The sequence below is a fragment of the Vibrio sp. SCSIO 43137 genome (genome assembly GCF_028201475.1).
In the GTDB taxonomy this organism is placed as follows: domain Bacteria; phylum Pseudomonadota; class Gammaproteobacteria; order Enterobacterales; family Vibrionaceae; genus Vibrio.
The window spans coordinates 2,625,052-2,639,791 of record NZ_CP116383.1 but is presented as its reverse complement, the minus strand read 5'-3'; the positions used below and the strand labels follow the sequence as shown (position 1 = coordinate 2,639,791).

Sequence of the window (14,740 nt, the reverse complement as noted above, 5' to 3'; positions counted from 1 at the left end):
GAGAGACATTATGGGCGCTGGCATGGAAGCAGGGTTTAAACCCAAACTAACTCCTCAGGTAGAGCCGCCTAAGGTGCCGGTTTCAGTTGAAGAGCTGGATGTACCTGCTGCTGTACTGGAAAACTTGGTGATCAAACATTTGGCGGCTTACCCTAAGTCTGATGTTCTGGAGCTGTCTGCTTATCTTGGTGTGATCAGTCATTTTGTCGAAAATATTCTGGCGGTGCTAAGAAAACGCTCCATGGTTGAAGTGTTTCAGGCAGAGTCCCATTCGCTGTTTGCTGACAGTGCGAAAGGCAATGTACGTTATGCTTTATCAGAGTCAGGGTTCGCTGAAGCTGATAATGCCTTTAAAAAAGATGCCTATCTGGGGCCAATGCCCGTTTCATTGAAGCAATATACCAAAATGGTAGAAGAACAGGACGTAAGAGCTCAGTTTGTTACCAGAAAAGATGTTGATCGTGCTTTGTCTGATGTTTATGGCTCGGAACGTTTGGCATCTGTGCTGGGGCCGGCAATCAACTCGGGCAGGGCGCTTCTTCTGTACGGGCATGCTGGTACAGGTAAAAGTTATGTGGCGGCTAGAATTCTTAATTCTCTCAACACATCGGTTTATATTCCTTACGCTGTATTTGCGGCCGGAAATATTATGCGGGTGTTTTCTCCCCAGCATCATATTCCTATCAATAAAAACTATACCGAGCAGTCAGCCTCCCTTAAAGATCAGCATGACAGGCGCTGGGTACTTTGCGAACGGCCCAATGTTCAGGTGGGTGGTGAGCTGACCATGGATATGCTGGAAGTAAACCATACTGAACACAGTAAGGTCTGGCTGGCACCACTGCAGATGATGGCCAACAACGGCATCTTTATTATCGATGACCTTGGCCGTCAGCCAATGCCGGTGGACACTATTTTGAACCGCTGGATTGTGCCTATGGAATACAATATTGACCACTTAGGCCTGCCTAACGGTCAGCAGATATCGGTTCCCTTTATTTTAACTCTGGCATTTTCAACCAACCTGAATCCGCAAAAAATTGCTGACCCTGCTTTCCTGAGGCGATTAGGTTACAAAATTCAGTTTTATGCCCTGAGTGAAGAACATTACCGCCAGTTATGGGGGACGGTTGCCGACAAGATAAAGCTTACCGTTCTGGACGGAGCGTTAAAAAAACTATTCGAATTACATCAGAAAAACAGTGTCGGGCTTTACCCGTGCCTGCCAAAAGATATAGCGGGAATTGGCAGGGATATCGTGGTGTTTGAAGAGCTGGAACCGATAATAACACCCGAAATTATGGAAAGAGCATGGGATCTTTATTTTACCGCTGACGAACAAGGAGAGACATCATGAGCCGAACTCAAGTGATTTTCCTGCTTCTCTTATCGATTGTATTTGGTTTGGCTGCAGTGTTTGTTGCCCAGCAGTGGATGGAAGAGCAGCGACAACCTGAAACCAAGGTAGAGGTGATTGAGAGGCACCCTGTCGTGGTCGCTGCACAGGATATTCCGGCAGGTGTTGAGATGAATGAGAACCATCTCACCACACGATTAATGGAGATCGGCTGGATCTCAGATAATAACTATGCTGCACCGGAAGAGCTGTACGGATTGATTAGTAAAGACAATGTTTTCTCCGGAGAAGTAATTAATGCACAGCGGATGGCCGGGCCGGGTGAGGGAACCACTCTGGCCTCCCTGATACCGGAAGATAAGCGGGCGATTACCATAAGGGTTAACGACGTTATCGGGGTGGCGGGCTTCCTGTTACCGGGTAATAAAGTGGATATTCTGAACACCATTAAGTACAGCGATACCTATGTAAAAACCTCCACTATTTTAAAAGATATCAGGGTGTTGGCAGTGGATCAGACAGCGCGTACCGACGATAACAAACCAGTTATTGTTCGGGCAGTAACACTGGAGCTAAGCCCGGTACAGGCAGAAAAGCTTCTGTCTGAGAAGAATAAAGGCAGTATTCAACTGGCGTTGAGGAATCCGAAAACCATCGAAAAACGAGTGGTTCGCAGAAAGTATGTACCTAAACCCAGCGTAACCATCATCAAGGGAACAGAAACTACTAAAGTGAATGTCAAGGATTGAGGAAACTAAGCCATGAAAAGAATAATAGTACTACTGAGTCTGTTGATGTTCTCCTGGTCTGTCATTGCGGCTCAGACCGGCAGAACCATCACTATTCCTCACCATAAATCGGTGCAGATTAAGTTACAGGGAAAGGCAGATAAAGTTTCCCTGGGTGATCCTGAAGTCTTGGATATTGTAATACTGAAGTCGAGTGAGCTGTTTCTGATTGGTAAAAAGCTGGGATCTACCAATCTAAGTGTCTGGGACCGAAGCGGCCGCCTGATTGAAACGCTCAATATTGAGGTTTCTCATGACCTTAATAATCTCAAGGCTAAGTTATATGAGTTTTTGCCTGACGAGACCATTAAAGTACATAGCTCTAAGAAGAAACTGATCCTAAGCGGTCAAATCAGTAATCAGGAGAAGATGAATCTGGCGTTGAAAATCGCCGAGACGTATGCGGGTGGCCTTGCAGCTGATACGGAAGCCAAAAAACAGGTGAATACTTCCAGTATTATTAATCTGATGACCATAGGTGGTGCCCAGCAGGTGATGCTGGAAGTTACTGTTGCAGAGGTGCAAAGAAGCCTGACTAAGCGCTTTGAATCCAATTTCAACGTCTTCCAGAACAACGGTAACTTCGATATTGGTGGTGGTACTGTCGGTGGTAATTTTGTCACTGAGAATTCAGTACTGAAACCGGTATTTGGTGTACCGGGCTTTGAGTCCAGCGGTTTGCTGAGTTCCTTTGTTGATGGTGACACACTATTTACTCTTGCCCTTGATATTGCTAAAGACAACGGAATTGCCAAGGTGCTGGCTGAACCTAACCTGACCACCTTAAGCGGCTCAAAAGCTGAGTTTCTGGCTGGTGGCGAATTTCCGATTCCTGTTCCTGATGAGGACGGTATTGTTATCGACTACCGTAAGTTTGGTGTCGGAGTGAACTTTATTCCTACCGTTCTGAGTGATAAGAAAATCAATCTTAATATGTCGGTATCAGTTAGTGAACTAAGCAGTAGTAATGCCGTTTCTCTTGCAGGTGGTACCACTAATGCTACTTATATTATTCCGGCACTGACCATTCGCTCTGCCTCTTCAACACTGGAGCTGGCTGACGGACAGACCATAGGTATTGCCGGCCTACTAAGTGAAAATACCCGTGAAAAAGTGAGTAAAGTACCGGGGTTGGGTGATATTCCGATTCTGGGGCAACTGTTTACCAGTAAAGAGTTTGTTTCCGGTGAAACGGAACTGGTTATTCTGGTGACACCAAGGCTGGCGAAACCTATTGACCGTAGCAAGGTGACTCTGCCAACCGATGGTTTTGTTGCTCCTTCAGATGTGGAATTCTATCTGCTTGGTAAGAACTCACACTTTGAAAAACAGAAAAAAATGGTGATGCCGAATCAGGTAGAACAACTGGCACCGGTATCAACTGAAACAGGTGGTTCGGAAGGAACCTTCGGCCACAGCTTATAGGGGATGAAATGATGAAATTAGCAGTGTATCGAATGGCGGGTGTGATTGTGACCTTACTGTTAGTTGGTTGTGCCAGTAATCACCCCCCTATGGGCAGTTCTGTCGCTCTGTTACGGGCGGAACAGACCTACAATCCAAATGCGACCGTTGAGAATATGAATGTGATTCCTACCGGTAGCGGAGAAAGAATGCAGGCAACATTAGATATCTATCATAAAGAAACAGCCAGTGATAAGAACGACTCTATCAGTGCAGAGAAAATTCTTGCGATTCCGATATCAAATTAATGCCTGAAGGAAGGCAAAGATGAACAGGCGAAAAAAAGTACCATCCAGTTATCGCCGGCAGGCAGGATTAGTATTGGTTCTGGTTACGCTGGGGATGACAGTACTGTTAGGGTTTGCGGCTCTCAGTATTGATATTAATCATGCACTGCTGAACCGTTCGAAACTGCAGAATGCAGTCGATGCGGCTGCGCTGACGGCGGCATCCCTTGCAGATGAACTGGATGATACTGTCGCGGCTACTACGGCAGCAAAGCAGACCTTTACTAATATAGCCGGTGCTGGTGGTGGCGGTGAATTTGATACCACAAAGGGAATATTCTCGTTTACCTATACCAATGATCCAGAGGTGTTTCCTGATAATACTTTTACCACGACTGAAGATATTTATGTACGAATATCGGTAAGCAGCTACCCGCTAACCAGTTATTTTTTGCAGATATTCGGCATCAATAAAGAGGTGACAGTAAGTGCCGTTGCCGGCCCCAGTCCGGGCGCCAATAAGATATGTAATATCGTACCTATGGCGGTTTGCAATAATGGTGGTTCTGCTGAGGATGGCTGGGGATATGGAACGGGAAACATTACCGCTCTTAAGCTGCCAGATAGTACATCCAGTCCTATGGGTTCAGGAAACTATCAGTTGCTGGACTTCGGTTCCGGTGGTTCGGATGTAAAAAACTACCTGGCGGGTGACTATGCCGGTTGTGTCGATATTGATGGTGATGTAACCACTAAGCCGGGTAATACCATTGGCCCTGTTGGTCAGGGGCTGAATACCCGCTTTGGTGATTATGGCGGCGGACTATCTTCATCCGATTATCCTCCTGATATTTATGTTGGTGAGCCTACAACTGAAATTACGGTTGATACCAATGGTGTCGTAGTAAATCCTGACAACTGGACATCGGCTGATTATGAAAGTGGTAAACAAGCCTGTCTGAACGGTAGTGGCTCTTCCTGCAGTAGTAACCCGGGGATAGATCGCCGTATGCTGGCAGTACCTGTTATTGATTGTGCTAACCCTTCCGGTGGGGTAAACGACTATCCTGTTGATGGTGTAGGTTGCTTCCTGTTGATGCAGAGAGCACCAAATAATAATGGTGGTAAACAGCATGTATTCGGGGAGTTTCTGAAGGATTGTACCGCGGATAACTCCTTCAACAACGGCAGTTCTGATGCGGAAGGAATTTATAAGATTGTGTTATATGAAGATCCGTTAAGAGAGGGCTCTTAATATGAAACAGTCTAAACAAAAAGGCATGGCTGCCATAGAGTTTATCTGGTCACTGCCTGTGTTGTTGCTGATTTTGGCCGGAATATTTGATTTTAGCCGGGCATTTATTGAATACACCGTTCTGGATAAAGCTGTGCGTAGCGGAGGTCGTTACGCCATTGTAGGTAAACCTAATACAGCCAGTACCATTGCTGACATATCTGAAATTGAGAATATGGTGGTTTACGGAAATATAGCCGGAACAGGTGATACAAAGCTTAACGGGTTAACCACCGCTGGTGTAAACGTGGTTGAATCTACAAACTATGTCACGGTAACGGCTACTTACCAGTACTCACCGCTGTTCTCTCCGATTCCTTATACCGGTATCACTCTGGATATACCTCTGGTGGCTTCTTCTGTGATGAGGACAAAACCATGAACAGAATTCATAGCAAGGTACGGCAATCAGGTATCGCAGTGATTGAATTTACCATAGTGGCAACGGTGCTGTTACTGGTTTTGTTTACCATAATGGATGCCGGCAGATATATGTATACCTCGCAAATTCTTAACGATATGACCCGGCAGGCCGCAAGGCTGGCAACAGTTTGTCAGGTTGGCGATCCTGATATCGCCACCAATGCCAGCGTAACAGCCAATGCGCCAAGTTCATACCAATCAACCAGTATGGTTATCGAGTATCTGGACAAAGATGGCGTTAAGTTAACCTCGCCAGAAACAAAATATGATGAAATTGCGTTCGTACGAGCTACAGTTAAAGATGTGGGGTATCAATCTTTTTCATTATTACCTCTGTTTACTTCCAGTGATGCATTTCCGGATTATGTAACAGAAATTCCGGCAGAGAATTTGGGAGTGCTTAGGGAAACCAAAAACCGAACGGGTGATAAAAAAACGGATTGCTAGGGAGAACCTATATGGGTGAAGCGGTGAAGCTATCAATAAATGAAGATAAAAAGTTTACATTAAAAGCAAACTTATGTGTCTGGCTGGTTTATGCGACAGAAGTGTTCCGTAACCATATGCAGGCCGAGTTAGCCCAGTGCCGCAATCTGAATGTTGAACTGATACCACTCTCTTCATTTACTGTGGATGGTATCTCATCTAAAACCCAACCGGATATTGTCTATATTGAAACCGGGGTGAACTGGGCTAAGAAGATCATCGATTTGCAAAATGAAGATTCAAACCTGCAAGGCCATGAAGCTTCTTTAGTGGTGTTTGGTAACGAGGCTGACAACGGTGCGTTGCGGATTGCCCTGCGTATGGGGGCATCGGACTTTCTTTCTGATAAAGCTAGCATTGGCGAACTAATGCCTATGCTGAAAAAGACCGCAGAAGAGAAGGTGGCCAGCAGGAACCTTGGTGATCTGATCTTATTTATCAATACCAAAGGGGGCGCAGGTGCTACCACTCTGGCACTGAACACCGCCTGCGAGATAGCCAGTTATCATAAGGAAGAAGTACTGTTGGTGGATCTTGACCTGCAGTTTAGTGTGATCCCCGAGTATCTGGATGTAAAACCCAAATACGGTATTGTTGATATTCTGGATGTACTACCGGAGCTGGATGAGGTGTCACTGGACTCCATGGTCTCTAAACACAGTTCAGGCGTCCATTCACTTAGTTTCCTTCCCGGGACGGCATCGGACAACTATAAACATGCCAAAAATTTCAGCCGTCTTCTGCCGTTGCTGAGACAGTTTTACTCTTATGTGGTGGTAGACTTGTCTCGGGGCATAGACAGCACCTTTGCCTCTATCGTTGCGCCTGCAACTGATATCTATCTGATTGCTCAGCAAAACCTTATCTCAATTAAACGGACTAACCAGCTTATCAACGCTCTGCAGTTTGAGTATGGTCAGCCTAAAGACAATATTGAAGTGGTTCTTAACCGGTTTGAGAAGAGGTTGCCTATTCGACTTAAAGATATTGAAAACACCGTTGCTGATGTTCCCCTTCACCTTGTTCCCAACGAGTATAAGGTAGCAATTGAATGTGCAAATCTTGGTCAACCTATTGTTATAAATAAGAAAAAAAGTGCTATAGCAAAATCTGTTGTAGAGATTTCACACCATATTTCATCACCAGTCCGGGAGAAAAAAGGCTGGTTTGGACGCCTGTTCTCGTAACCGGCTAAGGGGCGAAAATGTTTTTCAAAAGAAAAAACGTCAATCCAGAATTTGAAGACAAGATGCAGCAAACAAGTATACAAGAAGCGAAAGAGATGAAGCAGGAGCTGGATGAAGCCAACTCCGGTGAGAGTGCGTTAGATAAGAAAATCCGTGAGCGTGAAGAGAAAGAGAAGGCCATCGATGAGAGCCGTAAGATCATTGAGCAGGAACTGGATACTAAACACTACTTTCATAAGCGTTTGTTAGAGACTCTGGATCTCGGCCTTCTGGCGAATCTGGATGAGCGCAGGGCAAAAGCCGATCTGCATGAAGCCATTGTGCACCTAATGTCCGATGACAATACTCATCCCCTGAGTGCGGAAGGGCGTAAGCGCATTATCAAGCAGATAGAGGATGAAGTATTTGGTCTGGGGCCGCTGGAACCTTTACTGGCAGATTCAACGGTTTCCGATATTCTGGTAAACGGCCCGAAAAGCATCTATGTTGAACGTTTCGGTAAGCTGGAGAGAACACCACACACCTTTTTAGATGATCGCCACTTGCGTAATATTATCGACCGGATCGTAAGTCAGGTTGGCCGTCGTATTGATGAATCATCGCCTATGGTGGATGCCCGCTTGCTGGATGGCTCCCGTGTCAACGCCATCATTCCTCCTCTGGCCATCGATGGCCCGTCTGTCTCTATACGTCGCTTCGCCGTTGATAAACTGACCATGGAAAACCTGCTTAGCTATAACTCTCTCTCTCCTGAGATGGCGAGGTTTGTTGAAGCCGCGGTAGAAGGGGAGCTAAATGTACTTATTTCTGGCGGTACTGGTTCGGGAAAAACCACTACCCTTAATATCTTCTCCGGCTTTATTCCCAGCGATCAACGCATTATCACTATTGAAGACTCGGCGGAGCTACAACTGCAGCAGCCCCACGTTATCCGTCTGGAAACACGGCCAGCTAACTTAGAAGGCAAAGGCGAAATTGGTCAGCGTGAACTGGTAAAAAACTCGCTGCGTATGCGCCCTGACCGAATCGTTCTTGGTGAGGTGCGCGGTAGCGAAGCGGTAGATATGCTGGCAGCGATGAACACCGGTCACGACGGATCACTGGCAACGATTCACGCCAACACCCCGCGTGATGCCTTAAGCCGGGTAGAGAATATGTTCTCCATGGCTGGCTGGAATATCTCCACAAAGAACCTGCGTGCTCAGATTGCCTCTGCCATTCACTTAGTTGTACAGATGGAACGTCAGGAAGATGGTAAACGTCGCATGGTAAGCGTTCAGGAGATAAATGGAATGGAAGGGGAGATTATTACCATGTCAGAGATTTTTAAGTTTCAGCGTCAGGGAATTGATGAAGAGGGCAATATTATTGGTTTCTATACTGCCACAGGTATTGTGCCTGCCTGCCATGATCAGCTAAGGCGACGCGGACTTGACCTGCCATTTGATATTTTTAATGAGTCAAATCAATAGGAGCAGAGCATGCAAGACACAACTCTATTTCTGATACTGCTGTTTTTCTCTATTGTATTTATCTCTCAGGCACTGTTATTACCAGCCGCTGGTCAGAAGGCGAAACATAAAGAGCTGGCAGCTCGCTTACGGGAATCACAACGGGATCTGGATGAAGAGAGTAAATCTCTGTTGCAGGAACAGTATCTTAAGGGATTAACACCGTTTGAAAAACGACTGATAAAATTTACGTTTTTTTCCGATATGAAAAAAATGCTGGAACTGTCCGGTACTGGCTGGGGGTTAAGTAAAACTCTGGGATCAACCCTTTTAATCAGCCTGATTGTGGTACTGCTTCTGATTTTAATTGGCCAGGTTTGGATCGTGGCGTTGGGGGCGGGTATTTCAGTCTGGATCCTGATGTTTGTTTTCCTTAATAAACGAATATCCGGCCGGCTGGCCATGTTTGAAGAGCAACTCCCTGAAGCGTTGGATATTATTCGCCGTGTCTTGCAAGCCGGGCAACCCCTCAATCAGGCTTTTAATGAGGTGGGTGAAGAGATGCCGCCGCCAATCGGCGTGGAGTTTAAGAACACCTTTAACCTGCTTAACTACGGTTATGATCTCAGGTTGGCAATTCTGCAGATGGCTGACCGCACACCTACGGTATCCATGCTGGCCTTTTCCAGTGCAGTGCTGTTACAGAAAGAGACCGGCGGTAACCTGACAGAGAACCTTCAGAAGGTATCTGATGTGTTGCGCGGGCGCTTTAAACTGGCAAGGAAAATCAAAACTTTGTCTGCTGAAGCACGGATGTCTGCATGGATTCTGACACTCTCTCCATTTATTCTTTATCTGGGCTTACGTCTTGTCAGCCCTGATTATGTAGCGCCGTTGCACGAAGAGCCGATAGGTCTTCAGATGGTAATGGGCGGCATCGTTTTGCTGTTTTTAGGCTCACTCTGGATACGTAAGATTATTAATATAGGGGTGTAGTATGGACAGACTATTCGGATTGCTCAGTCAGATAGATCTTAGTAGCTACGGCCTGAATCAGCAGTGGGTAGTACTCGGCGCCATTCTTCTGGCCACCTCGCTGTTAGTTATCTCTATTGGTTTTCTGTTTATGGGGGTAAAAAACCCGCTGAAAAGAAAGTTAGAGGAAGCCTCTGCCGCTGAAATAAGTAAAGCGAAAAAAGCGCATAAGCTGGAGAATACTCTTGAGTCCCTCTCTCCGGTATTTACTCCTTCAAGCAGCAAAGAGCGGGAAACGGTAAGCGTAAAACTGATGAATGCCGGATTCCATCAGAAGAGTGCCCTTTCCACTTACTATGCGATTAAAACTCTCACAGGGGTAATGGGGGTGGTTATTGCCGGGCTGATCTACTACTACCTGACGGATTTTAAATACACCAATCTGCTTATTATCGTAACTCTGGCTGCCGGCTTTTTCCTGCCTAACTTTATTCTGGAGAAGTACGTTAATAAACGTAAAGAGAAGATGCGCGCAGCAGTACCTGACGCTCTTGATTTGCTGGTGGTCTGTACCGAATCTGGTCTTGGCTTTAATGCTGCTATGCAGCGGGTGGCCAATGAGCTAACAGTTTCACATCCTGATTTTGCTGATGAGCTGGATACGGTTTGTGTCAAGATTCAGGCAGGCGTTTCGATAAAAGATGCTTTCAATGAGTTGATTCGCCGTACCGGCTTAATTGAGATTACCGGCTTAGTGAAAATGCTTAACCACGCTTCAAGGGTCGGGGGCAGTCTGGCGAAAACTCTGCGTGATTATAATGAAGATTACCGTGACCGACGCCAGCAGGAGGCGGAAGAGGTGGCGGCAAAAATACCGACTAAGATGCTATTTCCTATGATTCTGCTGATTTGGCCCTGCTTCTTTATTGTGGCTATCGGACCGGCATTGATCACCATCTTCACCCAACTATAAAGTACAGAGGTCAATATGATTATGATGAAAAGGATTTTAATACTGTTTTCGACCGTTCTGCTTATGACGGCATGTGCCTCTAAAGACGATAATATGTCTGCTTTTGACAGCGAGCTGTACGATGGTGATCCGATAGAGAGCCTGTTGGCAGAAGAGCCGCCTCTGAATGAAGTTGAAGCGATTCAGCGTGGCGATTCAGCTCTCGAAATACGCAATTACGATCTGGCTCTGTATGAGTACCTCCGCTCTGTTAGCTATCCTGATGCTAAGTTTCAGGATCGTAGCCTACATACCGTCGGAGAGATCCATAAAATTCGTGGCAATCAGACATTGGCAGAGAAGGCCTTTCTTAAAGCTCTGGAATATAACCCAAATAATGTAAAAACATTGGAGAGTCTTGGGGTTTTATACAGTAAAAGAGGCATGATTCCTGAAGGCAAAGACTACCTGTTCCGCTCAATCAGTGTTGATCAAATCCGGCTGGATAATCCGAATATGGTTGAACGCTACGAGTTGCTGATTGAATCTGATGTGGCCAGCCTGAATGTGGATAATGAATCACCAGAGAAAAGCTATATGGGGCTGGGAGTCCTTTCTGATATTGATGCCAGAAACGACCTTGCAAAACGCTTTTATGAAAAGGCTCTGGAGATAAACCCCAGATCCACTCAGACCATGATAAATTTAGGTTACTCCCACTATATGAGTGGCAACTATCATATTGCTAAACGGCTGATGACATCAGCACTACAGTTTGAACCGGATAATGAACGGGCTCAGAACAATCTGGCACTGACTCACCTTGCTTTAGGTGAAACCAATAAGGCATTGAATGTGTTTATGCGTCAGATGGGACCGGCAGAAGCACTAAATAATGTCGGCTATTTCCTGATATTGCATGGCAAACCTGAGCAAGCTATCCCTTATCTTGAAGAAGCGATAGATAAAAAACCGTCTTACTATAAAGTGGCCAACGAGAACCTGAACCGTGCGTTGGCAGAAGTGAGGGCAAAGGCAGCTAACTAGTTTTCAGTTTGATATTTATCGCTCCTTTGCACGTGCACAGGAGCGATTTTTATTGAATCTCTCTAGCTCCAACTGCATGTATTTTTCCTCGCTCTCATGTTCTTGAAGTGGCCTCGTCAGATTGTTTAGATTTTTTGGATATTGGCAGAGCATATTAAGTTCTGACCCACCTATTTGTTTCGCCCTTGTCCGGGCGAGTAACTTTTGCCTGCAGCGGCACTTTTTGGCTACTTTTTCTTGCTGAAGAGAAAAAGTGGCTCGCTCCCCGAAGGGGAGTGAAATACCAATAACGGAAAGGCTTTATTCAACTAACAGAAAATAAATAGAAACTAATGCATATCACAAGGATCCGACTCAGGGTGCTGACGAATCACATCACTCAGGTACTGCTGGTGGTATCGCAGGGCAGAAACACAGTTGCCGTCCAGCTTTCCTGCCGAAACCATCTTCTCCAGCTCCAGAAGGGCTGAGGCGACAGAGCAGGCCTGTTTATAAGGTCTGTGGCTGGTCAGGGCATCAAAGATATTGGCGACTGTAGTGATTCTGGCCGGAATGGGGATATCGCTATGGCTAAGGCCGTTCGGGTAGCCGGAACCGTCGAGAAACTCCTGATGGCAGGCAATAATACCTTTGAGTACTTCGATACAAGGGTGGATAGGGGAACCAAGGTTTTCAATAATCTTATCCACCAGTTCGATGCCATCTTCGACATGGTTGCGCATTTTGGCTTTTTCATCGGATGCCAGTGAATCAGGTTTAAGCAGGATATCTGTTGGTAACGCAGCTTTGCCAATATCGTGCAGACGTGAGAAGAGGTGAATAGTTTCAATCATCTCATCATCAAGTTGATAGAGATCGGCCACCTCTTTTGCTATCACTTTCGCATAGCAACTGATGCGCTCCATATGCTCTTTCGACTCTCTTTTATAGCCGGGTGACAGCTCTCTGGTTAGTTCAGCAGAAGCAACAATGGCATGAAGCAGGGAGTACTCAGCATTCACTACAAAGCTAATCAAATCACAGAAAGGAGTCAGTTCAAGCTGAACTTGTTCGGTGAACAAGTCCTTTTTATGAGAGTTAAAAAACACAAAACCGATAAACTGCTGAAAGTTGTATATAGGGACGGTATAAGAAGAGCGATACCCTTGCTCAATCAGCCATTTAGAGTGAACAGAGTCAGGCTTAAGCACCGCCGGGATATCATTTATAACCCGTGGTTCAGAGTTTTCCGCACACTGCTTCAGGGCGGCACTCTCCGCAAGAGGGAACTCATGATGAGAAAACAGATCCAGAGCCTGAGTACTTTCTGCATAGGTTTTCAGGTTATCGGTTTTATGGTCATAGGCGACAACGGCAATACGGTCTAACTCGGGCACTTTTTTCATCACTCTGGCGTGTAGATCCGCCAGCTCATGGTGAAGAGAGTTAAGCTGATTCGGATGTGAATGCATTAGATTGAGTTTATTATCCTTGTCTGTGCGCATAGTTCCTGCCTAAAACATCAGGTAAAGATTCCGTTTTAATGGCTGTTATTGATAAAAATGTAATAAGCCTAATTAATTTTAGTCCTGAATCTGGAATAGTGACCAGTTTTCCCACTGGTTATTGGTTAACTCTTGCGCTGGATCTAGTTTAGTGCAGGTTGCCCTTAATAGGCGTTGCCCGGGCTGATTAAGTTATTCCGCAGGGGAAGCTTCTTTCTGTTTTATATCAGACAAAAAAAGGCGGACATCAATGTCCGCCAAAACGTAGAGAAAAATACCAACCTTGTAACCCAAACAAATTTCTTAACTGGTGATACAGACACCATCAGAATTAAACAGGTGTACATCACTGCCTGCACAACTCAGGGCGACCTTTTCAAAACTGTTTACTGCCTGATCGCCCGGCAGGTGTACTTTAAAGTTGTCGACACCTGATGACTGACCAAACATATAGGTGCTGTTACCCAGTCTTTCTACCACTTCACTCTGGAAGTTGATTTTGATTTCTCCTTCATTATGAATAAGCAGGTGTTCAGGGCGGATACCAAAGGTGATCTGCTCGTCAACGGCCACTGTCTGCTCAGGTTTGGCTACCTCAAACTGCTGATTATCTAAGGTGGTCAGGGTAATGCTCTGCTCATTTACCGCGCTAACCGTGGTCGGAATAAAGTTCATTTTCGGCGAGCCGATAAATCCGGCCACAAACTCATTGGCAGGTTTGTGGTACAGATCTAATGGTGAGCCGACCTGCTCAACACGCCCGTCACGAAGCACCACAATTTTATCCGCCAGCGTCATGGCTTCTACCTGATCATGGGTTACATAAATCATGGTGTTTTGCAGTTCCTGATGCAGTTTGGCTATTTGCAGACGCATCTCTACCCGCAGTTCTGCATCCAGGTTAGAGAGAGGTTCATCAAACAGGAATACCTTAGGATTACGCACAATGGCACGGCCGATTGCTACCCGCTGACGCTGACCACCGGAAAGTTCTTTTGGTTTTCTTTTGCGCAGATGGTCCAGTTGCAGAGTTTTGGCTGCCATAGAAACTTGTTTTTCGATTTGCTCGGCCGGTACCCCATTCATTTTCAGGCCGAATCCCATATTCTCTTCCACCGTCATATGCGGATAGAGAGCATAAGACTGGAATACCATGGCGACCCCACGTTCGGCGGGATCAACATCATTAACCAGTGTATTTCCGATATGAATCTCACCTTCAGTGATCTCTTCCAGTCCGGCAACCAGACGTAACAAAGTGGATTTACCACAACCTGACGGGCCGACAAATACAACAAACTCGCCGTTTTCAATCTCTAGATCTACACCATGAATGGTCTGTACATCACCAAAACGTTTAATGACTTTCTTTAACGTAATGTCTGCCATTACTGACTCCTTTGTTGCAGTTTGGCGGTTGCTCTGTGTTTGTATAAAACATACTCGTTTTGTTAAGTTTTGTTAGCAGAGGAATGTGAATTGTTGATCTTTGTCATACTTCTTACACGATATTGATCGTTTTTTGTGGAAACGTTTACAAAATGACATCTTGGCTGTGCAAATTTTCTACCCCGGTTCTATTATAAATTCGTAAGCTGTCGAAAC

13 protein-coding genes and 1 pseudogene are annotated in these 14,740 nt (G+C 45.7%); 12 read left to right on the top strand and 2 right to left on the bottom strand.

The annotated features are described in order from the left end of the window. Positions 1–10: 10 nt before the first annotated feature. From PK654_RS12360 to PK654_RS12305, 12 genes and pseudogenes are all read left to right on the top strand, one after another. The gene (locus PK654_RS12360; RefSeq protein ID WP_271696077.1) at positions 11–1,357 is read left to right on the top strand and encodes an ATP-binding protein; all 1,347 of its coding nucleotides are present in this window, start codon (positions 11–13) and stop codon (positions 1,355–1,357) included. Then, on the top strand, positions 1,354–2,106 hold the full coding sequence (cpaB, locus tag PK654_RS12355) for a Flp pilus assembly protein CpaB (RefSeq protein WP_271696076.1): 753 nt from the start codon (positions 1,354–1,356) through the stop codon (positions 2,104–2,106). Before PK654_RS12360 ends, cpaB begins: the two co-directional genes overlap by 4 nt. 12 nt (positions 2,107–2,118) lie before the next feature. Then, positions 2,119–3,570, top strand: a complete 1,452-nt coding sequence (locus tag PK654_RS12350) for a type II and III secretion system protein family protein (RefSeq protein WP_271696075.1) — start codon at positions 2,119–2,121, stop codon at positions 3,568–3,570. Positions 3,571–3,578: 8 nt separating this feature from the next. Then, positions 3,579–3,857, top strand: coding sequence for a hypothetical protein (locus PK654_RS12345; RefSeq protein ID WP_271696074.1), 279 nt, complete (start codon positions 3,579–3,581; stop codon positions 3,855–3,857). Positions 3,858–3,876: 19 nt separating this feature from the next. Beyond that, on the top strand, positions 3,877–5,091 hold the full coding sequence (locus PK654_RS12340; RefSeq protein WP_271696073.1) for a pilus assembly protein TadG-related protein: 1,215 nt from the start codon (positions 3,877–3,879) through the stop codon (positions 5,089–5,091). A 1-nt stretch (position 5,092) separates the two neighbouring features. Continuing rightward, positions 5,093–5,512 carry a TadE/TadG family type IV pilus assembly protein gene (locus PK654_RS12335; RefSeq protein WP_271696072.1) on the top strand — a complete coding sequence of 140 codons (420 nt, stop codon included), beginning with the start codon at positions 5,093–5,095 and terminating at the stop codon, positions 5,510–5,512. Next, positions 5,509–6,000 carry a TadE/TadG family type IV pilus assembly protein gene (locus PK654_RS12330; protein WP_271696071.1) on the top strand — a complete coding sequence of 164 codons (492 nt, stop codon included), beginning with the start codon at positions 5,509–5,511 and terminating at the stop codon, positions 5,998–6,000. Before PK654_RS12335 ends, PK654_RS12330 begins: the two co-directional genes overlap by 4 nt. Before the next feature lie 11 nt (positions 6,001–6,011). Next, positions 6,012–7,226 carry a nucleotide-binding protein gene (locus PK654_RS12325; RefSeq protein WP_271696070.1) on the top strand — a complete coding sequence of 405 codons (1,215 nt, stop codon included), beginning with the start codon at positions 6,012–6,014 and terminating at the stop codon, positions 7,224–7,226. A 161-nt stretch (positions 7,227–7,387) separates the two neighbouring features. After that, positions 7,388–8,698, top strand: a pseudogene (locus PK654_RS12320) (CpaF family protein); the annotation flags it as partial. 9 nt (positions 8,699–8,707) lie between these two features. Next, entirely contained in the window at positions 8,708–9,673 is a 966-nt protein-coding gene (locus PK654_RS12315; protein ID WP_271696068.1) for a type II secretion system F family protein, read from the top strand. A 1-nt stretch (position 9,674) separates the two neighbouring features. After that, a complete protein-coding gene (locus PK654_RS12310) occupies positions 9,675–10,625 on the top strand; it encodes a type II secretion system F family protein (RefSeq protein ID WP_271696067.1) in 951 nt (316 codons plus the stop codon). Between the two features lie 15 nt (positions 10,626–10,640). Then, positions 10,641–11,651: a tetratricopeptide repeat protein gene (locus tag PK654_RS12305; protein WP_271696066.1), complete on the top strand. Its 1,011-nt coding sequence runs from the start codon at positions 10,641–10,643 to the stop codon at positions 11,649–11,651. Between the two features lie 329 nt (positions 11,652–11,980). Here PK654_RS12305 and PK654_RS12300 read toward each other — a convergent pair whose 3' ends face one another. Both PK654_RS12300 and PK654_RS12295 read right to left on the bottom strand, forming a co-directional pair. Then, the gene (locus PK654_RS12300) at positions 11,981–13,135 is read right to left on the bottom strand and encodes an HD domain-containing phosphohydrolase (RefSeq protein WP_443088711.1); all 1,155 of its coding nucleotides are present in this window, start codon (positions 13,133–13,135) and stop codon (positions 11,981–11,983) included. Between the two features lie 303 nt (positions 13,136–13,438). After that, entirely contained in the window at positions 13,439–14,524 is a 1,086-nt protein-coding gene (locus PK654_RS12295; RefSeq protein WP_271696065.1) for an ABC transporter ATP-binding protein, read from the bottom strand. Between the last annotated feature and the right edge of the window lie 216 nt (positions 14,525–14,740).

Bases quoted from the DNA above. Each gene is read 5' to 3' on its own strand.
- PK654_RS12345 (WP_271696074.1), top strand. From the start codon at position 3,579: ATGATGAAATTAGCAGTGTATCGAATGGCGGGTGTGATTGTGACCTTA.
- PK654_RS12300 (WP_443088711.1), bottom strand. From the start codon at position 13,135: ATGCGCACAGACAAGGATAATAAACTCAATCTAATGCATTCACATCCG.
- PK654_RS12340 (WP_271696073.1), top strand. From the start codon at position 3,877: ATGAACAGGCGAAAAAAAGTACCATCCAGTTATCGCCGGCAGGCAGGA.
- PK654_RS12315 (WP_271696068.1), top strand. From the start codon at position 8,708: ATGCAAGACACAACTCTATTTCTGATACTGCTGTTTTTCTCTATTGTA.
- PK654_RS12360 (WP_271696077.1), top strand. From the start codon at position 11: ATGGGCGCTGGCATGGAAGCAGGGTTTAAACCCAAACTAACTCCTCAG.
- PK654_RS12325 (WP_271696070.1), top strand. From the start codon at position 6,012: ATGGGTGAAGCGGTGAAGCTATCAATAAATGAAGATAAAAAGTTTACA.
- PK654_RS12305 (WP_271696066.1), top strand. From the start codon at position 10,641: ATGATTATGATGAAAAGGATTTTAATACTGTTTTCGACCGTTCTGCTT.
- PK654_RS12295 (WP_271696065.1), bottom strand. From the start codon at position 14,524: ATGGCAGACATTACGTTAAAGAAAGTCATTAAACGTTTTGGTGATGTA.
- PK654_RS12335 (WP_271696072.1), top strand. From the start codon at position 5,093: ATGAAACAGTCTAAACAAAAAGGCATGGCTGCCATAGAGTTTATCTGG.
- PK654_RS12350 (WP_271696075.1), top strand. From the start codon at position 2,119: ATGAAAAGAATAATAGTACTACTGAGTCTGTTGATGTTCTCCTGGTCT.
- PK654_RS12330 (WP_271696071.1), top strand. From the start codon at position 5,509: ATGAACAGAATTCATAGCAAGGTACGGCAATCAGGTATCGCAGTGATT.
- PK654_RS12310 (WP_271696067.1), top strand. From the start codon at position 9,675: ATGGACAGACTATTCGGATTGCTCAGTCAGATAGATCTTAGTAGCTAC.
- cpaB (WP_271696076.1), top strand. From the start codon at position 1,354: ATGAGCCGAACTCAAGTGATTTTCCTGCTTCTCTTATCGATTGTATTT.